Origin of the sequence: Streptomyces sp. NPDC046887 (assembly GCF_040644755.1) — a bacterium.
In the GTDB taxonomy this organism is placed as follows: domain Bacteria; phylum Actinomycetota; class Actinomycetes; order Streptomycetales; family Streptomycetaceae; genus Streptomyces; species Streptomyces lichenis.
In genome coordinates this window covers 84,852-109,243 of record NZ_JBEYXH010000017.1, presented here as the reverse complement: position 1 = coordinate 109,243, position 24,392 = coordinate 84,852, and the positions used below count along the sequence as shown (strand labels likewise).

Annotated in this window: 19 protein-coding genes; 12 read left to right on the top strand and 7 right to left on the bottom strand. The window is 74.4% G+C overall.

Features of this window, described 5'->3' with window-relative positions; all coding sequences use genetic code 11:
- The first annotated feature begins 7 nt into the window (after positions 1-7).
- Genes ABZ945_RS17970 through ABZ945_RS17960 form a run of 3 tightly spaced genes read left to right on the top strand, consistent with a single transcriptional unit; the run spans position 8 to position 3,289 of the window.
- Positions 8-922, top strand: coding sequence for an ABC transporter ATP-binding protein (locus ABZ945_RS17970; RefSeq protein ID WP_361270086.1), 915 nt, complete (start codon positions 8-10; stop codon positions 920-922).
- Positions 919-1,887: an ABC transporter permease gene (locus ABZ945_RS17965; RefSeq protein WP_361270084.1), complete on the top strand. Its 969-nt coding sequence runs from the start codon at positions 919-921 to the stop codon at positions 1,885-1,887. Before ABZ945_RS17970 ends, ABZ945_RS17965 begins: the two co-directional genes overlap by 4 nt.
- 34 nt (positions 1,888-1,921) lie before the next feature.
- Complete coding sequence (locus ABZ945_RS17960; RefSeq protein WP_361270081.1) at positions 1,922-3,289, top strand: LLM class flavin-dependent oxidoreductase; 1,368 nt, start codon at positions 1,922-1,924, stop codon at positions 3,287-3,289.
- 185 nt (positions 3,290-3,474) lie between these two features.
- Here ABZ945_RS17960 and ABZ945_RS17955 read toward each other — a convergent pair whose 3' ends face one another.
- Complete coding sequence (locus ABZ945_RS17955; RefSeq protein WP_361270078.1) at positions 3,475-5,853, bottom strand: MMPL family transporter; 2,379 nt, start codon at positions 5,851-5,853, stop codon at positions 3,475-3,477.
- A 181-nt stretch (positions 5,854-6,034) separates the two neighbouring features.
- Between ABZ945_RS17955 and ABZ945_RS17950 the strand changes: the two genes are divergently transcribed.
- The 9 genes from ABZ945_RS17950 (at position 6,035) to ABZ945_RS17910 (ending at position 18,690) form a co-directional block, all read left to right on the top strand.
- Entirely contained in the window at positions 6,035-7,096 is a 1,062-nt protein-coding gene (locus ABZ945_RS17950; RefSeq protein ID WP_361270076.1) for a class I SAM-dependent methyltransferase, read from the top strand.
- 158 nt (positions 7,097-7,254) lie between these two features.
- On the top strand, positions 7,255-7,560 hold the full coding sequence (locus tag ABZ945_RS17945; RefSeq protein ID WP_361270073.1) for a phosphopantetheine-binding protein: 306 nt from the start codon (positions 7,255-7,257) through the stop codon (positions 7,558-7,560).
- Positions 7,557-8,801, top strand: a complete 1,245-nt coding sequence (locus tag ABZ945_RS17940; RefSeq protein WP_361270071.1) for a beta-ketoacyl-[acyl-carrier-protein] synthase family protein — start codon at positions 7,557-7,559, stop codon at positions 8,799-8,801. The genes ABZ945_RS17945 and ABZ945_RS17940 overlap by 4 nt, the downstream gene beginning before the upstream one ends.
- Positions 8,802-9,049: 248 nt before the next feature.
- A complete protein-coding gene (locus ABZ945_RS17935) occupies positions 9,050-9,994 on the top strand; it encodes a diiron oxygenase (protein ID WP_361270069.1) in 945 nt (314 codons plus the stop codon).
- A gap of 34 nt (positions 9,995-10,028) precedes the next feature.
- Entirely contained in the window at positions 10,029-11,747 is a 1,719-nt protein-coding gene (locus tag ABZ945_RS17930; protein ID WP_361270066.1) for an FAD-dependent oxidoreductase, read from the top strand.
- Positions 11,748-11,909: 162 nt separating this feature from the next.
- Positions 11,910-12,074, top strand: coding sequence for a hypothetical protein (locus ABZ945_RS17925; RefSeq protein ID WP_361270064.1), 165 nt, complete (start codon positions 11,910-11,912; stop codon positions 12,072-12,074).
- 123 nt (positions 12,075-12,197) lie between these two features.
- Positions 12,198-13,118, top strand: a complete 921-nt coding sequence (locus tag ABZ945_RS17920) for a glutathione S-transferase C-terminal domain-containing protein (protein WP_361270061.1) — start codon at positions 12,198-12,200, stop codon at positions 13,116-13,118.
- 59 nt (positions 13,119-13,177) lie between these two features.
- Complete coding sequence (locus tag ABZ945_RS17915) at positions 13,178-14,065, top strand: hypothetical protein (protein WP_361270058.1); 888 nt, start codon at positions 13,178-13,180, stop codon at positions 14,063-14,065.
- A gap of 11 nt (positions 14,066-14,076) precedes the next feature.
- On the top strand, positions 14,077-18,690 hold the full coding sequence (locus ABZ945_RS17910) for a caspase family protein (protein ID WP_361270055.1): 4,614 nt from the start codon (positions 14,077-14,079) through the stop codon (positions 18,688-18,690).
- Here ABZ945_RS17910 and ABZ945_RS17905 read toward each other — a convergent pair.
- From ABZ945_RS17905 to ABZ945_RS17880, 6 genes are all read right to left on the bottom strand, one after another.
- Positions 18,687-19,916, bottom strand: a complete 1,230-nt coding sequence (locus tag ABZ945_RS17905; protein WP_361270160.1) for a cytochrome P450 — start codon at positions 19,914-19,916, stop codon at positions 18,687-18,689. The two genes, ABZ945_RS17910 and ABZ945_RS17905, sit on opposite strands and share 4 nt — an antisense overlap.
- A gap of 69 nt (positions 19,917-19,985) precedes the next feature.
- Positions 19,986-21,224, bottom strand: a complete 1,239-nt coding sequence (locus ABZ945_RS17900; protein ID WP_361270053.1) for a cytochrome P450 — start codon at positions 21,222-21,224, stop codon at positions 19,986-19,988.
- Entirely contained in the window at positions 21,221-21,778 is a 558-nt protein-coding gene (locus ABZ945_RS17895) for an ATP/GTP-binding protein (RefSeq protein ID WP_361270158.1), read from the bottom strand. Before ABZ945_RS17895 ends, ABZ945_RS17900 begins: the two co-directional genes overlap by 4 nt.
- Before the next feature lie 67 nt (positions 21,779-21,845).
- Positions 21,846-22,229, bottom strand: coding sequence for a DUF742 domain-containing protein (locus tag ABZ945_RS17890; protein WP_361270050.1), 384 nt, complete (start codon positions 22,227-22,229; stop codon positions 21,846-21,848).
- Positions 22,226-22,642 (bottom strand): roadblock/LC7 domain-containing protein, encoded by a 417-nt coding sequence (locus ABZ945_RS17885; RefSeq protein ID WP_361270048.1) that lies wholly within the window; start codon positions 22,640-22,642, stop codon positions 22,226-22,228. The genes ABZ945_RS17890 and ABZ945_RS17885 overlap by 4 nt, the downstream gene beginning before the upstream one ends.
- Before the next feature lie 2 nt (positions 22,643-22,644).
- Complete coding sequence (locus ABZ945_RS17880) at positions 22,645-24,096, bottom strand: ATP-binding protein (protein ID WP_361270046.1); 1,452 nt, start codon at positions 24,094-24,096, stop codon at positions 22,645-22,647.
- Positions 24,097-24,392 lie beyond the last annotated feature (296 nt).

Here is a 24,392-nt window from a genome sequence, read left to right as displayed (position 1 = left end):
CGACGCCATGACCGAGGACACCACCAGTCCCGCGAAGATCCTCTTCGAGGGGGTACGGAAGGACTTCCCGGTCCGGGACGCCGCCCTGGCCCGGCGGCGCGGCCGCCGCGGGCTCCGCCGGACGGTCGCCGGTACGGGGCGGCCGCCCGCCCGACGCGCCCACCCGGCAGCCGGGTTCACCGCGCTGGACGGCGTCGATCTCGCCATCCCGGCCGGGGAGTTCACCGTGGTCGTGGGTCCCAGCGGCTGCGGCAAGTCGACCCTGCTGGACCTGCTGGCCGGGCTCACCCGCCCCACCGGCGGCCGCATTCTGCTCGACGGCCGCCCGGTCTCCGGGCCCGGCCTGGACCGCGGCATCGTCTTCCAGCAGTACGCGCTGCTGCCCTGGCGCACCGCCCAGGGGAACGTCGAGTTCGGGCTTGAGGCCATCGGGGTGCCCCGGCGGGAGCGCGCCGACCGGGCCCGCGGGTACCTGGATCTGGTCGGCCTCACCGGGTTCGAGGACCGCCATCCGCATGAGCTGTCCGGCGGGATGCGGCAGCGGGTGGCGATCGCCCGCAGCCTCGCCTACGACCCGGACGTGCTGCTGATGGACGAGCCGTTCGCCGCGCTGGACGCCCAGACCCGGGAGTCCCTCCAGGACGAGCTGCTGCGGATCTGGCGGCGCACCGGCAAGACGATCCTGTTCATCACGCACGGCATCGAGGAGGCCGTCTACCTGGGGCAGCGGGTCGCCGTGATGACCTCGCGCCCGGGCCGGATCAAGCGCGTCGTCCCGATCGGACTCGGCGAGCAGCGCGCGACCGCCGACGACCTGCGCTCCAGCCCCGAGTTCGCCCGCTACCGGCACGAGATCTGGTCCCTGCTGCATGACGAGGTGTCCAGGGCCCAGCAGGAGGAGAAGGAGGGCGTGGCCGTATGAGCCCCGTGTCCGCGACGAGCCCGCTGTCCACGAGAAAGACCACGGGGAGGGCCGCCGGGCAGGAGGCCGAGCAGGCCGTGCCGGAGCCCGGACCCGTACGGGAGCCCGATCCCGTATCCGTACCCGTATCCGTGTCAAAGGACTCGGAGGCCCCGACCGGGCATGCCCCCGGGGCCGCCGCACGGTTCGCCTGGGCCGCCGTCTCGCTGCTGTACCGGGGCTTCACCCGGTCGGTGGCGGTCGCCGCGCTGCTGGTGGTGTGGGAGGCCGCGCCCCGCCTCGGCCTGGTGGACGGCACCTTCCTGCCGCCGTTCAGCGAGGTGGCGCGCGCCTGGTGGGAGCTGGCCCTGGACGGGCAGCTGGCCGACAACGCGGCCGCCAGCCTGACCCGTTCGCTCAGCGGCTTCGGCCTCGCGGTGCTGGCCGCGGTGCCGCTGGGGCTGCTGATCGGCTGGTACCGGCCGCTGGCGGAGCTGCTGAACCCGCTGCTTGAGGTGTTCCGCAACACCGCCGCGCTCGCCCTGCTGCCGGTCTTCGTGCTGCTGCTGGGCATCGGCGAGACATCCAAGATCTCCATCGTGTTCTACGCCTGCGCCTGGCCGATCCTGCTGAACACCATCAGCGCCGTCCGCACCGTGGACCCGACCCTGCTGCGGCTGGCCCGCTCGATGGACCTGTCCGCGCCCCGGCTGTTCCAGAAGGTGATCCTGCCGGCCTCGGTGCCCACCGTCTTCACCGGCGTCCGGCTGGCCGGGGCGGTGTCCATCCTGGTCCTGGTCGCCGCCGAGATGATCGGCGCCAAGGCCGGCCTGGGCTATCTCATCAACGCCTCGCAGTACAACTTCGCCATCCCGCAGATGTACGCGGGGATCGTGACCATCTCCGTCATCGGCGTGGTCTTCAACGGGCTGCTGGTGGCGCTGGAGCGCCGCCTCACCTCCTGGCGCCTGCCGCCCACCGACTAGAACTCCCCTGCAACTCCCCGAAGGACGAACCCCCATGGCCCACCCCGAGCGGCCCGCCCCGCGCCGCCAGCTCCACCTCAACGCCTTCCTGATGAACGCGGGACACCATGACGCCGCCTGGCGCCATCCCCGCACCCGGCCCGACCGGGTCACCGACGTCCGCTACTTCCAGGAGCTGGCCCGGACCGCCGAGCGCGGCAAGCTCGACTCGGTCTTCCTGGCCGACGGCCTCGCCCTGTGGGGGCAGGTCGCGCACAACGCGCTCGGCGGCTTCGAACCGCTCACCCTGCTCTCCGCGCTCGCCGTGGCCACCGAGCGGATCGGGCTGATCGCCACCGTCTCCACCACCTTCAACGAGCCGTTCCACACCGCCCGCAAGTTCGCCTCGCTGGACCACATCAGCGGCGGCCGGGCCGGCTGGAACATCGTCACCTCCGGCACCGTGCAGGAGGCCCGCAACTTCGGCCGCAAGGAGCATCTGGAGCACGGGCTGCGCTACGAGCGGGCCCGGGAGTTCGTGGAGGTCGCCACCCGGCTGTGGGACAGCTGGGAGGACGGGGCGGTGCTGCTCGACCGGGAGCGCGGGATCTACGCCGACGCGGAGAAAGTCCGCCCCATCGGCCACCGGGGCCCGCACTTCGGCGTCGAGGGGCCGCTGAACGTGCCGCGCTCCCCGCAGGGCCACCCGCTGCTGGTGCAGGCCGGCTCCTCGGAGGACGGCAAGGAGTTCGCCGCCCGGTACGCGGAGGCCGTCTTCACCGCCCAGCAGACCCTGGCCGACGCCCTGGCCTTCGCCGGGGACCTGCGCGGCCGGCTGGCCCGCCACGGGCGCGCCGCGGACGCGGTGCGGATCCTGCCCGGCATCTGCCCGGTCATCGGCTCCACCGAGGCCGAGGCCCGGGCGCTGGAGCAGGAGCTGACCGACCTCCAGGTGCCGGAGTACGGGCTCGCCCAGCTCTCCGGGATGCTGGGCACCGATCTGACCGGGCTGCCGCTGGACGGGCCGCTGCCCGAACTGCCCGAGGAGCGGGACATCAACGGCAACAAGAGCCGCTTCACCCTGGTCGCCGAGCTGGCCCGGCGGGACGGGCTGACCCTGCGCCAGCTGATCGCCCGGCTGGGCGGCGGACGCGGGCACCTGGTGGTGGCCGGCACCCCCGAGCGGATTGCCGACCTGATCGAGGAGTGGTTCACCCAAGGGGCCGCGGACGGCTTCAACATCATGCCGCCGTATCTGCCGGGCGGGCTGGACCACTTCGTGGACCACGTGGTGCCGATCCTCCAGGAGCGGCGGCTGTTCCGCACCGAGTACACCGGCCGCACCCTGCGCGAGCACTACGGTCTGCCGCGCCCGGGCGGCACCCGGAGCGAGAGCCCCGAGAGCCCTCTGGCGCTTGTCTGACCGCGCTGGAACGGTGAGGTTCGCCGCAGCCGTCTCGACGGTCGGCTGCGGCTTTCCCCTCGTTCCCCACGAGCGGCGGTACGGCCCGGGAGGCGCACCGCCATGCCGGGCGTCTGCCCGGCGCCCGGGGGCGCATACGGAGCCACCCGGGTGAACCTCCTGGTGAGGAGCCCGGGGCGGGACAGTCAGACCCGTACCGCCTCGGGCCGGGTCGGCGCGGCGACCGGGGGCTCCACCGGGGCCGCCCGGCGGAAGGGCAGCCACCAGTTGGCGCGCCCCAGCAGCCGCATGGTCGCCGGGACCAGGACCCCGCGCACCACCGTGGCGTCCACCAGCACCGCCAGCGCGATGCCGAAGCCCAGTTGGCGCAGCGGCATCACCTGGGCGGCGATCAGCGCCCCGAGGGAGACCGCCACGGCCAGCGCGGCGGCGGTGAACACCCGGCCGGTGCGGGCGATGCCCTCCACCACGGCGGCGGTGTTGTCCCCGGTGGCCCGGTAGTGCTCCTGGATCCGGGAGAGCAGGAACAGCTCGTAGTCCACGGCCAGCCCGAAAGCGATGCAGAACACCAGCACCGGAATGGTGGTGTCCAGGGCGCCGGTGGGCGCGAAGCCCGCGGTGAGCGGGGCGAACACCCCGTGCTGGAACACCAGCGCCACGCAGCCGAGCGCGGCTCCCAGACTGACCGCGGCCACCAGCACCACCTTGACCGGCACCAGCACACTGCGGGTGTGCAGCCCGACGACCGCCAGGGTGGCCAGCGCGACCAGCGCCCCGGCGAGCGGCAGGCGGTCGGTCAGGGCGCGGCGCGCGTCCACGGTGGCCGCGGCCTGGCCGGCCACCGCGACCGGTGCCGGTCCCGGCGCGGGCAGCGCGCGCACGGCCCGTACCACCCGGGCCGCCGCCTCGGAGGCGGGCGGGTCGGTCAGCACCACCGTGGCCAGGGCGCCCCCGGGGGAGGCGGGCACGCCCCGCGCGGGGGAGGTGCGGCGCCCCTTCTCGTACCGCCCGGTGGGGGTGGTGGCCTCGGCGGCTCCGTGCAGCGAGGACAGCATCCGGCCGTAGCGGTCCAGGGCGGGCGCGGTGCCGGCGCCGGTCCGCAGCCCGGGCAACACCACGGTCAGGGCCCGGTCGGATACATGGGGGAAGAGCCGGGCCACCGCCTCGGCGCCCCGGTGCGACTCGGCGCTCACCGGCAGGTTGCGGTGGTCGGTCAGACTCAGCCGCACCGAGGCGAACGGCAGCAGCATCAGCCCCAGCAGCAGGGTGCTGGCGGTCAGCGACAGCACCGGCCGGCGGGTCACCGCGCGGGCCAGCGCCGCCCAGGCCCGGCTGCCCTCCGCCGCGTCCGCCCGGGCGGGCCGGCCGAACCGCCGCAGCGGGTCCAACGCCTCCGCCCGGGGGCCCAGGCACAGCAGCGCGGCGGGGATGACCGCGATCGCGGTCGCAGCGGCGAGCACGGCGACCGCCATCCCGGCGTACGCCATGGAGCGCAGGAACGGGAAGGGGAAGACCAGCAGCGCGGCGAGCGCGGCGGTGATGGTGCAGGCCGACACCGCGACGGTACGGCCCGCCGTACGGGTCGCGGTGCCCACCGCCGCCAGCGGCTCCCGGCCCAGGGCGCGTTCCTCGCGGTAGCGGCTGACCATCAGCAGCGAGTAGTCCACCGCGAGGCCGAAACCCAGCGCGGCGGCCAGGTTGACGCCGAACACCGACACCGGGGTGAGGAAGGTGACCCCGTGCAGCGCGGCCAGCGCCCCGGCGGTGGCGATCCCGCCCACGACGACCGGCAGCAGCGCGGCCACCAGCGAGCGGAAGGCGATCGCCAGTACGGCGAAGGTGAGCGGCGCGGCCAGCAGTTCGGCGCGCAGCAGATCGGCCCGGGACCGCTCGGTGGACTGCGCGGAGAACCAGGCGGGCCCGGTCGCCGTCACCCGCAGCGGCCCGGCCGCCTCCCGGTGCCGGGGGACCAGCTCGGCGGCCCGGCGGGCGGCGTCCGACTCGTCCCCGGCGAGGTGCACCAGGACCAGGGCGGCCCGCCCGTCGCGGGTGCGCAGCGCGGGGTCGCCGCCCTGGCGCCCGTCGCCGGTGCGCTGCGCGGGGTCGCCGCCCGGGCCCGCCGCCCAGGGGGAGCGGACCCGCTGCACGCCCGGCTCCCGCGCCAGCCGCGCCACCAGCGCGGCCCCCTGCGCTCGGGCCGCCGCCCCGTCCACCCCCCGGTCCTCGCTGCCATCCCGCTTGCCCGGCGCCCTGGCCGCCGCGCCGTCCGCGCCGTCCCTCTGTCCGCCTTCGGCCGGGCGGAGCAGCAGGATGACATCGGGCCGGTCGGCGCCGAGGCGGGCGGCCAGCTCCGCCGCGTGGGCCGCCTCGGTGCCGGTGGCGGCGAACCCGCCACTGGCCAGCCGCCCGTACAGTCCGGCGGCCCCGGCGGCGAAAAGCGCGCACACCACACCGGCCAGCACCAGGGTCCATCTGGCTCTGCGCAGGGCACCGGCCCTCGCGTCCGGGGTCGGTGACGGAAGCGGGGACGGTGCCGGGCTGGGTCCTCGGGGCTCGCGGTTCATGGGCGGACATGTTCCAGGCCCCGCGCCCCGCGGCCGGTCAGGACGCGCCCCGGGACGCCCCTCGCTCCCCTGCTCGGGGGATCCCTCCAACGGGCGATTCACCGCCGTTTGGCGAACATTTGGCGGATCCCGGCGGCGTGGGCGGCAAAACATGACGTAACGGAAATTTAGGGTGCGCGGTATGGGCCTTCCTTCTGCCTACGAGGCTGCCGAGCGGGTCGCCGGCGAGGCCGCCGACCCGGCTGCCGACGAGACGTCCGCCCGTGCCACGGTCGCGCTCGCCGACCTCCGCGCCCTCGGCGAGGCCTACCGCCGGGCGATGGAGACCGCCGCCGCCACTCCGGAGACGCGGGCCGCGATGGAGGTGTTCGTCGCCGAGTTCAGCGCGGCGGTCCAGCACTGTCTGACCGAGGGCGCCGGTGACGAGGAGATCGCGGCGGCCGTGGCACCGCTGCGGGACGCCCTCGGCAGCTCCCCGCTGATCCGCCGGGGCCAGCGGCAGGACCGCGGGCATCCGGGTGACTTCGAGATGATCGAGTATCTGCTCTCCGGCCGCAACGACGCCGAACCGGGCACCCTGGCCTGGCAGATCGACTCCTACCTCCAGGACTCGGCCATCACCCGCCAGCACCGCAACAAGATCGCCCACCAGGCCGGGCTGATCCGCCGGACCCTCTCCGGGCCCTCGGCGGACGGCGGCGGGCGCCGCGTGCTGCTGGTCGCCTGCGGCGGCGCGGCCGATCTGCGGACCGTGGAGCCGGAACTGTTCGCCGCCGGGGACCTGGTGGTCCTCAACGACGTGGACGCCGACGCGCTGGAGTACGCCCGCGCGGCCCTGCCGCCCGCCACCGCGCTCCACACCACCGTCGAGCCCGGCAACGTCCTCCAGGCGCTGCCCGCCCTGGAACGGCGCGGCCCCTATGACCTCGTGCTGGCCGGCGGCCTCTTCGACTACCTGCCCGACCGCTACGCCCGGCTGCTGATCGCCTATGCCATGACCCGGCTCTGCGTCCCCGGCGGCGACTTCCACTTCTCCAACATCGCCGCCGGCAACCCGTTCGCCCATCTGATGAAGTACCTGGCCGACTGGCCGCTGATCGAGCGCACCCGGCAGGACGTCGAGGCCCTGGTACGGGCGGCCGCCCCGCATCAGACGGCGCGGCTGTCCGTCGGGGCCGACCAGACCGGCTACACCCTGCTCGCCCATCTCACCCGGGCGGCGGCCCCCGTCCGGTCCGGCTGACGCCCCCTCACCCCCCTGATTTTCCCCTCACCTCCCGTTCTTCCCCTCCTCCCCTCCGTTCTTCCCCTCCTCCCCACGCCACCCGCCCCGTCCCGGCGGCGCCCCGCCACTGCACCGCGCCGCCGGGCCGACCGACCCGACCCCAGGAGCCGTATCCCATGGCCGACAGCTACCCGGCGATCACCCGCATCCTGACCGAGTCCTTCGGCGTCGAGGCCGACGCCCTCCGCCCCGACGCCACCTTCGACCAGCTTGAGCTGGACTCCCTGGCCCTGGTGGAGCTGTCCCTGCTGCTGGAGGAGCGCACCGGCCACCGGCTGGAGGAACTGCCGGCCACCGCCACCCTCGCCGAGGCCGCGGCCGCCGTGGACCGCCTGGTCGCGGGCGAAGCCGAGCCCGCCCCCGCGGATGGCGGTACGTCCGCCGCCGACTCCGCCACCGCCACCACGGGTGCCGGACGGTGACGGGCGCGTCCACCGCGGTCGCCGTCACCGGCCTCGGCATGGTGACGCCGGCCGGTGTCGGCACGGCGGCGACCTGGGACGGCCTGCTGGCCGGCACCCCCACCGCCACCACCGACCCGCTGCTCGCCGGACTGCCGCACGACTTCTCCTGCCGGGTCCCCGGCTTCGACGCGCACCGGCTGTTGGGCCGCCGGCTCGCCTGGCGCCTGGACCGGGGCACCCATCTCGCCCTGGTCGCCGCCCGCGAGGCGGTCGCCGACGCGGGGCTCGACCCGGGCGGCTGGAGCGCCCCGCGGGTGGCCGTCGTCATGGGCGTCGGCACGTGCAGCTTCGAGCACTACGAGCGGGAGTTCGCCCGCGCCGCGGACGGCCGGCCGGACACCGTCTCGCCGTTCGCGCTGCCCCGTTCCATCCCCAACATGGTCCCCGCCGAGATCGCCCTGGACCTCGGTGCCCAGGGTCCCAACCTGGCCGTCTCCACCGCCTGCGCCTCCGGCACCACCGCCCTGGGCACCGCCCGCGACCTGCTGCGCGCCGGTGCCTGCGACATCGTGCTGGCGGGCGGCGCCGAGTCGGTGGCCCACCGCATCCCGTCCATCTGCTTCGGCCAGATGGGCGCGTTGTCCGGCCGCCGGGAGGATCCCGCGCACGCCTCCCGCCCCTTCGACCGGGACCGTGACGGCTTCGTGCTCGGCGAGGGCGCTGCCGTGCTGGTGCTGGAGCGGGCCGACCACGCCCGCGCCCGAGGGGCCGCGATCCAGGCCCTGCTGGCCGGGTACGGGGCCTCCTGCGACGCCCACCATGTCACCTCGCCGCACCCGGAGGGCCGGGGCCTGGCGCAGGCGATCGAGGGCGCCCTGACGGACGCCCGGCTGCGCCCCGAGGACATCGACCATGTCAACGCGCACGGCACCTCCACCCCGTACAACGACGAGGCGGAGGCCCGTGCGCTGGGCTCGGTCTTCCCGCGTACGCCACCGCTGACCGCGCTCAAGAGCGTGCTGGGGCACTCCATCGGCGGCGCCGGCGCCATCGAGGCCGCCGCCACCGTGCTCGCCCTGCGGCACCAGCTGATCCCGCCCACCGCCAACCTCGACAACCCCGACCCGGCGCTGGACCTGGACATCGTCGCCAAGGTGCCCCGGCCGGCCCGGATGCGGGCCGCGGTCAGCACCTCCAGCGGCTTCGGCGGCCAGAACGCCGTGGTCGTCCTCACCACGGAGGCCGCGGAAACCAGCTAGTACGGGGAAGCGGGCGCGGAACTCCCGGTTCCGCGCCCGCTTTCGTATGCCCGCCGACCCGTGCGCGGGGGGCTGTCGGCCATCTTGCTGACAAATTTTCTACCGAGGGCTAGGCCTCGGTGGCGCGCTTACTATACGGTCCGTCTAACAACGGTGGGGGTGCCCGCACTCGGCCCGTTCGACGGCCCGTTCGACGGCGGCGGTGCGGCGGCTCCCGCGCGACGGCACGCCACGGAAGGAGCCCGCACATGGCCAGCAGCACCGCCCGGCCGGACACCGGCGCCGATCGGGGAGAGCACGCTCAGGACCAGCGGCCGGACCGGGACCAGGGAGTCACCCGGCGGCTGCTCGACTCCTCGGCCCAGCTCTCGTACGACCCGGCGGTCGAGGTCGACTGGGACACCCCGCTCGACAAGGACTTCCACGGGGCCAGCCCCGAGTGGAGCACCCTCTACGGGACCGCGTACTGGCGGGAGATGACCGAGGAGCAGCGCAAGGAGCTGACCCGCCAGGAGGCCGCCTCGGTGGCCAGCACCGGCATCTGGTTCGAGATGATCCTCCAGCAGATGGTGCTCCGCGACATCTACGCCAAGGATCCCACCGGCTCCGACTTCCAGTGGGCGCTGACCGAGATAGCCGAGGAGTGCCGGCACTCCATCATGTTCGCCCGCGGCGCCCAGAAGCTCGGCGCGCCCGCCTACCGCCCGCCCCGGCCGGTGCTCGAACTCGGCCGCGCCTTCAAGACATTGGCCTTCGGTGAGGCCGCGTACGCCGCGATCCTGGTCGCCGAGGAGGTCCTCGACGTCATGCAGCGCGACTGGATGCGCGACGAGCGGGTGGTGCCCTTCGTCCGCACCATCAACAACATCCATGTGGTCGAGGAGTCCCGGCACATGAAGTTCGCCCGGGACGAGACCCGCAAGCGGCTGGCCGGGGCCGGCTGGGTGCGCCGCCAGCTCAACGCCTTCGTGGTCGCGGTCGCCTCGTACTACATCGTCACCAGCATGGTGAACCGGAACGTCTACGCCAACGCCGGGCTGGACCGGGAGCGCGCGATCGCCGAGGCCCGGGCCAACGAGCACCACAAGGCGATGATGCGCTCCAGTTGCGCCGGGCTGATGGACTTCCTCGCCTCGGTGCGCCTGCTCACCCGGCCCGCGCTCGCCTTCTACAAGCGCGCCCACCTCATCTGACCACCATTCGACGCGGACACCCGGGGCCCGGTACATGACCTACGCGATCACCCAGACCTGCTGCAACGACGCCGCCTGTGTGGCCGTGTGCCCGGTCAACTGCATCCATCCCACGCCGGAGGAGCGGGCGTTCGGCTCCACCGAGATGCTCTTCATCGACCCCCGGGCCTGCATCGACTGCGGCGCCTGCGCGGACGCCTGCCCGGTGGACGCCATCCACCCGATCGACGAACTGACCGCCTCCCGGCCCGACTTGCAGGAGTACGCGGAGATCAACGCCGCCTACTTCGCCTCCACCCCGCAGCCGGAGCAGGGCGCCGAACGCGAGGGCCCCAACTTCCACGCCTGGGGCGGCCCGGCCTTCGAGCGCAGCCTGCCCGCCGACTTCGCGCCGATCAGGGTCGCGGTCGTCGGCACCGGCCCGGCCGGGATGTACGCGGCCGAGGACCTGCTGCTGCACACCAGCGCCGAGGTCACCCTGATCGACCGGCTCCCGGTGGCCGGCGGGCTGCTGCGGTACGGGGTGGCCCCCGACCACCCGGCGACCAAGCGGGCCGGCGAGTCCTTCGCCCGCTTCCACCAGCACCCCCGGGTGCGGATGTACCTGGGCCTCACCGCCGGACGGGACATCAGCACCGAGGAGCTGGGCGCCCACCACGACGCCGTGGTCTACGCGGTGGGCGCCTCCACCGACCGACGGCTCGGGATACCCGGCGAGGAGCTGCCCGGGGTGCTCTCCGCCACCTCGCTGGTCGCCTGGTACAACGCCCACCCCGAGGTCGCCCCGGACGCCGTGGACCCGGCCGCCGAGCGGGTCGTGGTGGTCGGCAACGGCAATGTCGCCCTCGATGTGGCCCGGATCCTGGTCGCCGACCCGGACGCCCTGGCCGCCACCGACATCGCCGACCACGCCCTGGCCCGGCTGCGCGCCGGTACGGTCCGGGAAGTGGTGGTGCTCGGCCGGCGCGGCCCCGAGGACGCCGCCTACACCCGCTCGGAGGTGCTGGCGCTGCGCCATCTGCCGGGCGTGGAGCTGGTGGTGGACGACCACGACGAACGGATCGGGGCGGCGATCGACGCGGCCGAGCCCGGCTCCAAGGCGGCCGCGCTCCGGGAGGTCACCCGGGAGCGGGTGGACTGGACCCGGCGGCCGGGGGAGGGCCGGCGCCGAATCGTGCTCCGCTTCCACTCGGCCCCGCTACGGATCCTCGGCGAGGGGGAGGGGGACAGGGCCGTGGTGGCGGGGGCTTCGGCGGCTTCGACGGCTTCGACGGTGTCGGCGGTGGAGACCGCGGGCCCCGGCGGTGTACGGGAGATCCCGGCCGGTCTGGTGGTACGCGCCGCCGGCTATCGGGGTGAGCCCGTACCCGGGCTGCCCTTCGACGAGACCAGCGGCACCGTCCCGCACCAGGGCGGCAGGGTGGACGGGATGCCGGGCGCCTATGTGGTCGGCTGGATCAAGCGCGGCCCCTCCGGCGGCATCGGCGCCAACCGCACCTGCGCCGCCGAGACGGTCGGCACCCTGCTCGCCGACGCCGTGGCGGGCACGCTGCCCGAACCCACCGGCTCGGCCCGGGACTTCCACCGGCTGGCGCGCAAGCGCAACCGGCGGGTGGTGGACGCCCGGGGCATGGCGGTGATCGACCGCGCCGAGACCGACCGTGGCCGCCGCGACGGCCGCCCCCGGGTCAAGCTGGCCACCGTGGAGGAGCTGCTCGCCACCGCGAAACGCCCGCTGCGGCTGGTGCGCTGACCCGCTGCCACGTGAGGCATCGGCCTTCGGGGCCGGACCCGGGAGGTGCGTTTCCCGGGTCCGGCCCCTCGCCGTGTCCCACCCCTCGTACGCACCCTTGACGCCGCCGCGGCGCCCCCGCACACTCCGAAGAGGAATCCCCAGCGAAAAGGTAGGCAAGCCATGGACCGTCCGGTGCCGGAGCCCGCCAGGGGCCTTCCCGCATCCCGGACCCTCCCGGCCCTGCCGCTGCTGACCTCCCGCCGCCATATCGACCTGCTGCGCGTCTGCAGCGCGGCCGGTCCCCGCCGCCCCGGCCCCGGTGGCCCCGCGGCCCACACCGCCTGACCCGCGCGGCCCTTCGTACACCCCTCCGCGCTCCGGCACCGCCGTCTCGTCGGCATGTGCCGCCTCCTCGCACGTCCCTTTCCTCACCGCAGGTCCGCCCGCCGACCTCCAGAGAGAAGACGCATGCCCACCTTCCATCCGTCCGCCGCCCCGGCCCCGTCGACCGCCCCCGCCTTCCGGGGCAGGATCGGCGCCGCCGAGCGCAGCGGCTATCCGCCGGTACCGCACCGCTACCGGCTCCACCTCACCCCGTCCTGTACGAACGGCCTGCGAATCGCCGTCACCCACAGCCTGCTCGACCTCGCCAGGACCCTCCCCGCCACCCGGCTGCCCGCCGTGCCCGACACCCCGGACGGCACCGGCTATCTGGCCCTGCGCCCCCTGTACCAGGCGAGCGCCCACCGCTACCGGGGTCCGCTGGCCGCGCCGCTGCTCAGCGACGACTGGACCGGACGGATCGTCAGCACCCGCACCCCGGACATCCTGGACGACCTCACCCGGCACTTCGCCCACCGGGGCCCGGACGACCTGCGAGGCCGGGGCGGCGCGGGGCCGCTGCGGGCGGTCGAGTGGCTCTGCGAGCAGGACATCAACGCCGCCGCCCAGCAGGCCGGGCGCGCCGACACCGGCCCCGACACCCGCGAGGCTGCGCTGCGGACCCTGCTAAACGGATTGCAGGCGGCCGAACACCACCTGGCCGAGCGGGAGTTCTGGATGGACGACCGCCTCACCCTGGCGGACGTCCAGCTCTGGGCGACCCTGGTCCAGCTGGACACCGTGCACCGCTGGCACCTGGACGCCGCCGCCGTGCACCGGCTCGCCGGCCACCCCCGGCTGTGGGCCTACGCCCGCCGCCTCGCCGCCCACCCCGCCTTCGGCGCCCACCTCGACCTGGACGGCATCGCCCTGCGCCACCACGCCCACTGCCGGGGCCGGGAGGCCGCCGGGGCCGCCATGCCGATCGTCGACTGGGCGGCAGCGGCGGCCCGGCAGCCGTCCGCCACCCCCGCGCCCGCCCCTGAGCCCGTCGCCAACGGCGGCTGATCACCTTCGAGTTCGCCACCTCCTCACGTAGGCTGAACGGGGATCGAGGAGGGGCGCGCGTGGCCAAGGTCGTCTTCGTGCACGGTGTCGGCAGGCAGTACCTCAGCGAGGACTCCCTCGCCCGGGACACCGTGCCCGAACTGCTGGGCGGGATACGGCTGGCGGGCGGCCCGGTGCCCGAACCGTCGGACGTGGCGGTGGCCTTCTACGGTGACCTCTTCCGCCCCTCGGGCACCCGCGCCGGACCCGAACCCGACTACGACGCCGCCGACATCGAGGACGACGACGAGTTCGCGCTGCTGATGGCGTGGTGGGCCGAGGCCGCCCGTACCGACCCGGACGTCCCCGCCCCGGACGAGCCCGGCACCCGCGGCCCGGCCGGCTACACGCTCTCCCGGGCGCTGCGGCTGCGCACGGTCCGGGCCGCCCTGGACGCGCTGACCGGCGCCCGCTGCCTACGCGGTGTCCTCGACCGGACCCTCATCGGCGACCTCAAGCAGGTCACCGCCTACTTCCGGGACGAGGATGTCCGCAAGGCCGCGCGGGCCAGGGTCGCCGCGCATATCGGACCGGAGACCCGGGTGGTGGTCGCCCACTCCCTAGGCACCGTCATCGCGTACGAGGCCCTCTGCGAGACCTCCTACGGTGACGGAGAGGTACGGGCGTTCGTCACCCTGGGCTCCCCGCTCGGCATGGGCGCGCTCGTCCACGACCGGCTCCGCCCGCCGCCCGAGGACCGCGTCGGCGCCTGGCCCGAGCCGGTGCGCGACTGGACCAACATCGCCGAGGAAACCGACATCGTCGCCGTGGTCAAGGAGCTGCGCCCGCTCTTCGGCCCGGAGCGGATCACCGACCTGCCGGTACACAACGGGGCGCGGATGCACGACGCCGTCCGCTACCTCACCGCCGTGGAGACGGGCCGGGCCGTCGCCGCCGGTCTGCGCTAGCGGGCCCGCCCATGCGCCGCTTCCTGATCGCCGCTGGCACCTCCATGTACCGGGAGGGCTCCGGGCTGCCGTCTCTCCCCCTGGCCGGTGAGGACGCCGAACGCCTGGCCGCCTTCCTCACCACCCCGGCCATGGGCTACACCCGGGTCCTGGAGAAGGTCTCCACCGACCCCACGGCCGACGAGTTCGAGAACGCCCTCACGGAGTGGAGCTCCGGCGCCGGGCTCACCGCCGAGGATGTCGTCCTCCTCTACTACGCGGGCCACGGCGACCGTCCGGCCGACCGGTCCTACCGGCTGGCCTGCGCCGACAGCCGCCCCGGCAGCCCGCGTTCCTGGCTGTCTCTCGCCAATATCGCCGAGATCCTGGCCGACTCCCCGTTACGGCATGTGCTGTTCGTCATCGACGCCTGCCATGCCGCCGCCGGGGCCGCCGAGTTCCAGGGCGTCACCGAGTCCATCGTGGCCGCCCGGCCCCGGGGCGACACCCCCGGCTCGGGCACCTGGGTGCTGGCCTCCGCCCGCCACCGCGACCTCGCCGACGACGGTGCCTTCGCCGCCCGGCTCATCGAGGCGTGCGAGCGGGGTGACGGCCCCTCCCAGCGCCATCTCGCCCCCTCCGCCCTGGCGGCCAGGGTCAATGAGTCCTTCCTCGCCGAGGGCGGCCGCCGACAGCGCGCCACCTGCTCCGCCGCCCACCAGGTCGAGCCACCGCCGTTCTTCCCCAACCCGCGCTACGATCCGGCCGCCGAGGCGGACGAGGGTGCCACCGCGGCCGACATCGGTGATCTGCGCTCCCACTTCGAGCCGCGCGGACGGGGCGTGGAGCATGTCCACGACCCCGGCTCCTACTTCACCGGCCGCGCGGCCGCCCTGACCCGGTTGCGCGAGCACCTGAGCGGACCGGGCGGCCGCGGCGCCCTCGCCGTCACCGCCGCGCCCGGCTCCGGGAAGTCCGCCGTCCTGGGCAGGCTGGTCCTCGACGGCTGCTCCGATGTCTCGGTCAACGCCCGCCACCAGACCCTGGACGCCCTGGTCGCCCGGCTGGCGGCCGCCGCCGACATCACGGCCGCCGACCCCCCGTCCCTGCTGCGCTCCCTCGCCGCCCGCCGGGCCCCCTTCCGGATCGTGGTCGACTCCCTGGACGAGGCCGGTCCGGCCGACGACCGCACCGAGGCCGGGCGGATCGCCTGGGAGCTGCTGCGACCGCTGGGCGGAGTGGAGTGCGTCCGGCTGGTCGTCGGCTCCCGCCGGGAGCTGCTGCCGCACCTCGGCGAACGGCTCGCCACCATGGACCTGGACAGCGCGGCGTACGCGGACGACACCAGCACCGCCGAGTACGTCCGCCGGGTGCTGACCGACCCGCCCTCCCCGTACACCGGTCGGCCCGCCGAGGCGGGGGCCGTCGCCGCCGAGGTGGCCCGCCGCTCCGGCCGCTGCTTCCTGGTGGCCCGGATGACCGCGACGGCTCTGCTGCGCGGCGAGGTGGTCGACATCTCCGTACCCGGCTGGGCGGACGCCCTCCCCTCGGACGTCGGCGGCGCCTTCGACGCGTATCTCCGGCGGCTGCCGCCCGCCCGGCGCCAGAGCGCCATGGCCCTGCTGACCACTCTGGCCTTCGGCGAGGGCCAGGGGCTGCCGCGCAAGGTCTGGCTGGCCGCCGCCCGCCGACTGACCGGCATCGACCTGCGCGAGGCCGACATCGACGCCCTGGCGGAGGAGGACGAGTCCTATCTGACCTGTCTGGACGCGGCAGGTGTGAAGCACTTCCGCCTCTACCACCAGGAACTCACCGACCACCTCCGCCGCCGCCTGCTGCGCAGCCGGGACCTGAAGGACGTCCAGCAGGCCTTCGTGGACGTCCTGCTCGACCTCACCCCGGAGCGCCGCTGGGCCGACGCCCCGCCCTATGTACGCGCCCATCTGGCCACCCACGCCGCGGGCGCCGAGGCCATCGGCGGACTCATCGAGGACCCCGCCTTCCTCCTGGCCGCCGACCCGGCCGGGCTGCTCCCCGCCGTACGCCACCCCAGCTGCGACCCGATGACCGCCCTGGTGGTCGAGCGGTGCGCCGACATCCTCGGCACCACCGCGCCCGCCGGCCTCGACCGGGCGGCCCGGCTCGCCTTCACCGCCGAGTCCCTGGGCGTACCGGCCCTGGCGCGGCGCGCGGAGGAGCTGTCCCCGTCGGTGCGGCGGGTGCGGGTGGAGGCCCGGCCGGTGACGCCGCACCGGATCGTGGGGCGGCATGAGGAAAGCAGTCACCACTCCGAGGGCGCGATGTACACCTGGCGTACCGAGGACGTGGTGTTCGCCGACGGGACCAGGGCGGTGCTCGGTGCCTGCCCGCCGGGCTCGGCCCTGTATGTGTGGATGGTGGACGCCGCCCGGCGGTCAGGGGGCCTGCCGCATCCGGCGACGATCGACAGCTGGCAGACGCTCCCCACCCGTGCCGGGCCGGCGCTCGTGGTGACCCTCGACGCCGAACGGAGTCTCCGGCTCTGGAACGTGGACGAGCAGGTCCTGCTCCGGCATGAGCCCGACGCCCCCTACGACACCATTCTGGACGCCGGGCGGCTTCCCGACGGCCGGCTCGTACTCGTCTGCCGCGACCGGTTCGACATCGTTCTGACGGACCAACTGGGCGTACCGCTGCTGAGGATTCCCGCGTCCGAGGAGTACCCCACAGAGCCGCCTTCGGCCTTCCTCGTCCCTCAGGGAGAGGAGACCGTGGGCCTGGTGGTGTGCGACACGGTGGAGGGCACCGTCACGAGGTACGCCGTCGGTCCGGGGCGCCCGGAACGGACCGTGCTGCTCCGGGGTCTCTCGCGCCCGCGCCTGGTCCGCCGTACGTCCCGACGGGACGGCGCCGCGCTGGCCGTGGTGTGGGAACCCGCGCAGAGAGGGGACCGCGGACGGATGACGCTGGTGGACTGCGTCTCCGGGTGCACACGGAGTGCCGAGCGCCCCCGACGCGCCCGCGACGGGAACTTCGTGCGCCGCGGCCCAGGTGATGTGGTGTATGTGTCGGCGGAGTACCACCGGGTCTGCCTCCTGGGGCTGCACACGGATCAGCCTGACACTCGCGCCGGGCTGCCCCTCACGGACATGATCGTCATGACGCCCTTCGCGTCCCGCGGCGGAGGTGTCCATGCCGTCGTCGCCGGCTTCGGCGGCGGCCTGCGGGTCGTGGACTGCCTCAGTGGCCGCGTCCTCGGGCCGCCGCTGGACGGGCACGAGAGTGCGGTGTGCTGCCTGAAGGTGATCGCGGGCCGGGAACATGGGGCACCGGACGTTCTCTCCATCTCCAATGACGGAACCGTCCGGCTGTGGCGGCCGGTCCTCGCCGAAGAACCCGCAGGGTCCGTCCGAGACAGCGGGGACGAGAGGATCGAGAGAATGGGCACGCCCCATATCCACGCCTGGCCGGCACACCCCGCCGACTATGTGCTGACCTACGAGTCCGGGTGCGGATTGTGGCTGGTGGAGGGCGGTGCCCTGGACCAGGACGACTCCGCCCACCGGCCGCTCAACCCTCGCCATCTGCCGGAGGACCTGCACCTGGTGGGCGGCCCCGCGGCGGAGGACGGTGCCGGTGCTCTGCACTTCCTGGGCCGAGGCGGCACCGCCACGGTCGTGGACGGGCCGCAGAGCGGGATGGAGTGGGACATCGGCCTGCTGCGCCTCCGACCAGACCGAACCGTCACGGTCGGCGAACGGCACCTTGTTCCCGCCAAGCCCTCGACGGTAGTGATCGGGCACCTCCTGCCGGGCACCTCCGCCCATCCCGATGTCCGCCTGGTCAGCTACGACTCCGAGGACGGCCGTCTGCTCGACGGTCCCTCGGTACGGGCGACCGTCCCGGTGCCGTGGGCCGGATCGGTGTCCTTCGACCTGTGCACCGCCGCCTTCAGGGACCGTGAGGGGCGAGCAGTGCTGGTGGTCGCGGCCAGCGACAGTACGCGCGCCGTCGGGCACTTTCTGGATGTGTCCACCGGACGAGCACTCCGGGACAAGCCACGAGAGCTACCCGCCGGGCTCACCGGCCTGACTGCACTCCACCAACCCGACGGCACGCGCTTCCTGGTGGCCGAGTCCGCGGGGCGGGGCGTGGCCGTCCTCGATCTCGACACCGACCGGCTCCACACCGTGGCAGCCGAATGGCCGGCGCGTATGAGCAGCTTCCTGGCCGGCGCCCCCTGGGAAGGCCGGGGCGAAGCCCTCCGCTGGGTCCGGACCCGGGGCGGCGGCTTCCTCCTCGCCCTGCTGACCGATGTGCCGGTGTACCCCGGTGAGCCCAGGCGCCTCCTCCTCTGGGACCCCGCCCACCCCACCACCCCCGCCCGCGAACTCCCTGTCCAGGCCCGCCGGCTGCTCTGGAGCGGGCAAGCGCCCACCGGTGAGGCGCTGCTCGCCGTCAGCGACCAGCACGGGGTGCGGCTGGTGCATCTGCCCAGCGGGGAGGACGTGTGGTCCGCCCCGCTGCCCGCGCTGGTCACCTCGCTCGCCCTGCGCCCGGGCAGTCCGCACCTGGATATGGGGATCGCCACTCAGCAGGGCGTCGTCCTCATCCGCCCCCGGCTCACCCCCGCCTGGCGGCGCAGGCTGCTGGGCGACGGTGTTTAGGCGGGCGTGAGGCGTACCGGCACCGTCCGGTGGCCGTTGCTGATCAGCGAGGGCACGGGCAGCAGTTCGTCGGGGCGGACGGCCAGCTCGATCGAGGGGAAGCGGTCGAAGAGCGAGCGCAGGGCGGTGACCACCTCCAGGCGGGCCAGCGGGGCGCCCAGGCAGAAGTGCACCCCGTGCCCGAAGGCCAGATGGTCCTTGGTCACCCGGGTGATGTCGAAGGCGTCCGCGGTCGGACCGTGCCAGTCGGGGTGCCGGTTGGCCGCCGCGTACGAGGCGAGGATGGCCTCGCCCTTGGCGATGAACCGCCCGTCCGGCAGCGGGATGTCGGTGACCGCGAACCGCATCGGCAGATGCTTCACCGCCGGTTCGTGCCGCAGGGTCTCCTCCACCACGTCGTTCCAGTCGGCCCGCCCGGCCCGCAGGGCGGCCAGCTGCTCGGGGTGGGAGAGCAGCAGCACCACGGCCTGGTCGATGACGTTGACCGTCGTCTCGTACCCGGCGCTGATCATCAGCAGCAGGGTGTCGCGCAGCTCCGCGTCGGACAGCGCGCTGCCGTCGCCCTCCTCGTCCCGGGCGCCGATCAGCAGACTGGTCATGTCGTCGCCCGGCTCGCCCCGCTTGGCCTCCACCAGCTGGTCCAGCGACCGGTACAGGGCGGTGGTGTTGGCCTCGGCCTGCTCGGCGGTCAGCGTGGTGTCGAAGACCCCGTCGACCACCGCCCGGAAGCCCTCCCGCCGCTCGTCGGGCACGCCCATCAGCCGGCCGATGACCGCGATCGGCAGCGGATAGGCGAGCTGTTCGCGGAGATCGACTGTCTCACCGGCGGGTACGGTGGCGAGCCGGTCCATCAGTTCGGTGACGATGGTCTCCACCGACTCCTTCAGCGCGGCGACCCGGCGGGCGCTGAACGCCGGCGCGACCATCCGCCGCAGCCTGCGGTGGTCGGCCCCGTAGGCGGTGAACATATTGCTCACCGCCACCCACAGGGCCAGCGGCCAGGTGGTGACCGCCTGGGCGAACTCCGGCCAGTGCGCCCGGGCGTCCTTGGAGACCTCCGCACTGGTCAGCAGCCGCTTGAGGAGCACCGGGTCCGAGACGGACCAGGCGGGCACCCCCAGGACGTCCACCCGGGTGGCCGCACCCTGGGCGCGCAGCGTCCGGTGCTCGGTGTGGTGGTCCGACCCGCTGGGGTCGAGGAGGAGGACGGTCGACTGCTCGGACACGGCGGACTGCTCGGACACGGTGGGCTCCTTCACGTACGCATGGACAGGAGGGAGGGGGCGCGAGGGGGCTCAGCGGGCGGCCGGGAGGGCCACCGGCAGGGACTCCAGCGCGCGGTGGAAGGGGCCGGGCCGCCAGCGCAGTTCGCCGGCCGGGACGGCGAGGTCGATCTCCGGCAGGGCGTCCAGGAGATGGCTGATGGCGGTCTCCGCGATCAGATAGGCGTGCGAGCGGGCCGGGCAGCTGTGCGGCCCGATGCTCCAGGCCAGATGGGCCCGGTTGCCGGAGATCGCGTCCGGCGGCAGCCCGCGGGTCAGCTCGGGATCGTTGTTGCAGGCGGCCATGGAGATCAGCACCGGCTGGTGCGGCGGCAGCAGTACCCCGTCCAGGTCCACCGGGAACGGCGGGTAGCTGATGCAGTAGTTGGCCATCGGCGGGTCCGTGTAGAGCACGGTGTCCAGGGCGTCCCGGACGGTGGACTGCCCGGCGTGCAGGGCACCCGAGAAGTCCTCGTCGGTGAGGATCTTCAGACAGGTGTTGCCGATGAGCTGGGTCAGCGGCTCGATCCCGGCCCCGTACAGGGTCACCAGCTGATGGGCCATCTCCTCGTCGGTCAGTCCGGCGGAGTGCGCCAGCATCCGGGAGGTGACATCGTCGGCGGGCCGGTGCCGGCGCAGGGTGACCAGGTCGAAGACGGCCTGGCCGAGGATCAGGTTGCCCCGCTCGGCGTCGGTGGCCTCGAAGATCCGCGCCATGCCGTCGGCGATCCGGGCCCCGATCTCGTCCGGGCAGCCCAGCAGGGTGCTCAGCACGCGGAAGGCGATCGGCCGCGCGTACCGGTCGAGCAGATCGGCCCCGCCCGCCGCCCGTAGCTCGGTGATCGCCTCGGCGGCGATCTTCTCCACCAGGGACCGCAGCTCGTGCTGGTCTACCGCGTCCAGCGCCGCCGTGTTGGGGGCGCGGTAGCGGGCGTGCTCGGTGCCGCCGCTGCGCAGCGCGTTGGGCCGCCACTCCATCATCGGCCGCACCGGGCAGGAGGCCGGCACCTGCTGCTCCCAGACCCGGGGGTCTGCGGGGAAGCGCAGCGGGTCGTTGAGGACCCGGCGGGCCTGCGCGTAGCCGATCACCAGGGTCGCCGGGATGCCGGGGGAGAGCTCGACGGGCACCAGCGGGCCGTGGACCCGCCGCATCCGCTCGTACGCCCCATGCGGGTCGGCGGCGAACTCCGGGGTGTAGAGCGGGAATCGGTCCACGGCGGGGGCGACGGGGGCGGCCGGGTCCGGGGCGGGCTCCGGACTCGTGGGGTTCATCGCAGGGACTCCAGGGGGGCCGGGGAGGTGGCCGCGGGGCGGGTGGTCAGATACTCCGCGAGCGTGATCAGGGCGTACAGCGAGGAGGCGCGGTCCCGGGCGTCGCACCTGGTCAGCGGGGTCGCCGGATCGAGGGCCAGGGCCTCGCGCAGCTCGGCGTCCGGGTGGACCGGGGCGTCCGGGAAGGTGTTGATCGCCACCGCGTACGGGGTCCCCCGCTCCTCCAGCAGGGTCAGCGCCCCATGGCAGGCGTCCAGGTTCCGGGTGTCGGCCAGCACCAGGCAGCCCAGCGCGCCCTCGGTGAGGTCCTCCCACAGCGGCCGGAAGCGGATCTGGCCGGGCAGCCCGAACAGGTACAGCGCCAGCGAGCCGCCGGCCAGATGGATCCGGCCGAAGTCCATGCCCACCGTGGTCGTGGTCTTCCCCGGGGTGCCCCGCAGATCGTCCACTCCGGTGCTCTCCTCGGTGATGGGCTCCTCCATCCGCAGCGGAGCCACCTCCGACACACTGCCGATCAGGGTCGTCTTGCCCACCCCGAAGCCGCCGGCCACCACGATCTTGGCGGACCGCCGTACCGTGGCGGGCACATAGGCGACCGGCCGGCCGGGATCCACCGACGGGTCAGACCAGTTCCCGAAGACCACGCAGCACCTCCTGAAGCACATCGGACGCGGGCTCGTCGGACAGGGCGGACGCCGGGCTGGTCAGATGGCCGCTGTCCATCAGCGAGGAGACCAGGATCCGCACGGTGGACGGCGGCATCTCCAGCGCGGCGGCGATGTCCGCCACCGCGAGACCGCCGCCCCGGGGCCCACCGGCCCCGGAGTCAGCGTCCCCCGGTGCGAACAGCCGCATCACCAGGCGGGCGTCGGCGGCCAGCGCGGCGATGGGACCGTTGGCCGCGATGACCACGCTCTCCAGCCGTACGTCGGCCCGGGGCCGTATCTGCCCACCGGTCCGCACATAGGGCCGGACCATGTCCGGATCGCGCCGCGGCCCGGTCATCCCGCGGTGCTCCGGTCCGTATGCCGCTGGCCGGTGCCCAACTGCTCACCCAGCCGCACCGCCAGCTCCGCCATATGGCGGCCGATCAGCCCGATGTCCGCGTGCGGGCCGGTGGTGCAGACCGACAGCATGGTGTTCTGCCCGGCCGCCGTGGTGAGACCGACGTTCCCCACGCACTCGATCAGCTGCTGCCGCACCCCGGCACCGCCGGTGAACTCGTCCCACGCCCGGCCGGCGGCCCGCAGCGAGGCGGTCAGCGCGGCCAGTTTCTCGCCGTCCTCCTGACCGATCGTGCGGGTACGGGCCTTCAGCAGCCCGTCGCCGCTCATCAGCACGGCGTACCTGACCCCCTCGACGGAGCCCAGCTGCTCGTCCAGCAGCCAGCCCAGGGTGTTGGAGTGGGTGTCCGACATGATCAGTGTCCTTCGTTCATACGGGGCGTAGGGGGCGTACGGGGGGTGCTCGGCTGCTCGGGAGGCCCACCGGCCGCGTGCTCCGCACGCCCACCGGCAGGGTCCTCCGGGCCGTCGGCCCAGGCCGCGTTCTCCCGGCCGCTGCGGGTGCCCGCCAGCCAGGCGGCCGCCATCCCGGGGCTGCCCGGCTCCACCGCGTCCGCGGCGGGCAGCGCCCTGCGGGCCGGGGCGGGGCGCGCGGTGCGCCGCCGGATGGTCAGCCCGCTCGCCGTGGTGGAGGCCGCGGCCACCGGCTCCGGGGCCTCCTGGCGGGCGGCCGGTATCGAGCGGACCGCCGCCGCGGTGGCCGGGCGCGCCGGGGCCGGGGTGGTCAGCAGGGCCGGCGGCAGCACGACCACCGCGCGGGTACCGCCGTAGATGTTCGGCGCCGTGACATCGACCCGGAAGCCGTAGTCCTCCGCGAGCACCGACGCCACCCGCAGACCGGTCTGCGGATACGCGCCCAGCCGGGTGATGTCGTCCCGCTGGACACCCGACATCACCTCCCGCGCCCAGGTCAGCCGCTCGTCCTCCATCCGCAGCCCGGCGTCGTCCACGATCAGGAACGCCGCGTTGTGCCCGTGCTCCAGGGACACATGCACCCGGGCGTTGGGCGGCGAGTAGCGCAGGGCGTTGTCCAGCAGCACCGCCAGGGCGTGCACCACCGCCTCCACCGCCCGGCTCTCCACCGACAGGGTGTCCATGTCGGGGTGCTGGACCCGCTCGTACCCCTCGACCCGTCCCATGGCCGAACGCACCACATCGGTCAGCGTGGTGGCCGGCCAGCGGCGGGACAGCTTGTCGCCGGAGAGCACCGCGTACCCGGAGGCCGTCAGCAGCATCTGCTGGGCCAGGTGGTCGATCTCCACCAGCGTCACATAGGCCTCGTCCGACACATGGCGGCGCACCCCGGCACTGATCCGAGTGCTCAGCTTCGCCGCGCGCTGCACGGTGCTGGAGGCGAAGCTGCGCACCGCGGCGCGCGCCACGTCCACCGACTCCCGCCGCGCTGCGGCGATCCGTTCCTCGGCCTCCTGCCGGGCCAGACCCAGCCGCTGCTCGGTGTCCGCGCGGGCGTGCCGCCCCACCGCCGCCACCGCGCCGCCCAACTGCTCGGCCAGCACCCCGAGCCCGGTCGCCAGCGGGGTGTTCACCAGCTGCGGCGGCACCGGAAGCTCCACCCGGTGCTCCTGGCCGTGCTGGGCCGCGCTGGCGGCGGCCGGGACGGCGGTGCCCGCGAGATGGCCGATGAACTGCTCGGCGGCGCGCAACTGCCCGCCCAGGTCCCGGGCCTGCCCCTCCAGCCGGTCCGCCCGCCGCCGCTCGCGCCGCGCCGCCCGGCGCTGGTACAGCGCGGCCGCCGCGCCGGCCACCGCCGCCACCAGGGCGGCGACCGTCCAGATCAGCTCGGTCATCGGGTCCTCGCAGGGATGATCGTGGGGAGGGCACACCCTTGGGCGCCTGCGACGCCGCGCACCGGCCCCGCCTCCTTCCGGCGGGCGGGCAGGCCGAGCGCCCGGCACCCGAGCCGAGCGCGCGAACGCGCCAACTCCCGTACGGGTATCTCTCGTTCATCGGCGGTCCGGTGCATGATCCCGCAGCCTAGCGGGGCCGGCGGCCGCCGGGTACGGCGGATTCGATCATTCCGCTCAGCCCAGGGAGCGCAAGACGGTATCCGGCCCCGGACCGGCCGAAGTCAGCCGGTGGACCG

Excerpts from the sequence above, each read along its gene's own strand:
- ABZ945_RS17955 (WP_361270078.1), bottom strand. The coding sequence starts at position 5,853 with ATGAACCGCGAGCCCCGAGGACCCAGCCCGGCACCGTCCCCGCTTCCG.
- ABZ945_RS17950 (WP_361270076.1), top strand. The coding sequence starts at position 6,035 with ATGGGCCTTCCTTCTGCCTACGAGGCTGCCGAGCGGGTCGCCGGCGAG.
- ABZ945_RS17965 (WP_361270084.1), top strand. The coding sequence starts at position 919 with ATGAGCCCCGTGTCCGCGACGAGCCCGCTGTCCACGAGAAAGACCACG.
- ABZ945_RS17970 (WP_361270086.1), top strand. The coding sequence starts at position 8 with ATGACCGAGGACACCACCAGTCCCGCGAAGATCCTCTTCGAGGGGGTA.
- ABZ945_RS17925 (WP_361270064.1), top strand. The coding sequence starts at position 11,910 with ATGGACCGTCCGGTGCCGGAGCCCGCCAGGGGCCTTCCCGCATCCCGG.
- ABZ945_RS17885 (WP_361270048.1), bottom strand. The coding sequence starts at position 22,642 with ATGTCGGACACCCACTCCAACACCCTGGGCTGGCTGCTGGACGAGCAG.
- ABZ945_RS17930 (WP_361270066.1), top strand. The coding sequence starts at position 10,029 with ATGACCTACGCGATCACCCAGACCTGCTGCAACGACGCCGCCTGTGTG.
- ABZ945_RS17935 (WP_361270069.1), top strand. The coding sequence starts at position 9,050 with ATGGCCAGCAGCACCGCCCGGCCGGACACCGGCGCCGATCGGGGAGAG.
- ABZ945_RS17920 (WP_361270061.1), top strand. The coding sequence starts at position 12,198 with ATGCCCACCTTCCATCCGTCCGCCGCCCCGGCCCCGTCGACCGCCCCC.
- ABZ945_RS17880 (WP_361270046.1), bottom strand. The coding sequence starts at position 24,096 with ATGACCGAGCTGATCTGGACGGTCGCCGCCCTGGTGGCGGCGGTGGCC.
- ABZ945_RS17900 (WP_361270053.1), bottom strand. The coding sequence starts at position 21,224 with ATGAACCCCACGAGTCCGGAGCCCGCCCCGGACCCGGCCGCCCCCGTC.
- ABZ945_RS17960 (WP_361270081.1), top strand. The coding sequence starts at position 1,922 with ATGGCCCACCCCGAGCGGCCCGCCCCGCGCCGCCAGCTCCACCTCAAC.
- ABZ945_RS17910 (WP_361270055.1), top strand. The coding sequence starts at position 14,077 with ATGCGCCGCTTCCTGATCGCCGCTGGCACCTCCATGTACCGGGAGGGC.
- ABZ945_RS17945 (WP_361270073.1), top strand. The coding sequence starts at position 7,255 with ATGGCCGACAGCTACCCGGCGATCACCCGCATCCTGACCGAGTCCTTC.
- ABZ945_RS17890 (WP_361270050.1), bottom strand. The coding sequence starts at position 22,229 with ATGACCGGGCCGCGGCGCGATCCGGACATGGTCCGGCCCTATGTGCGG.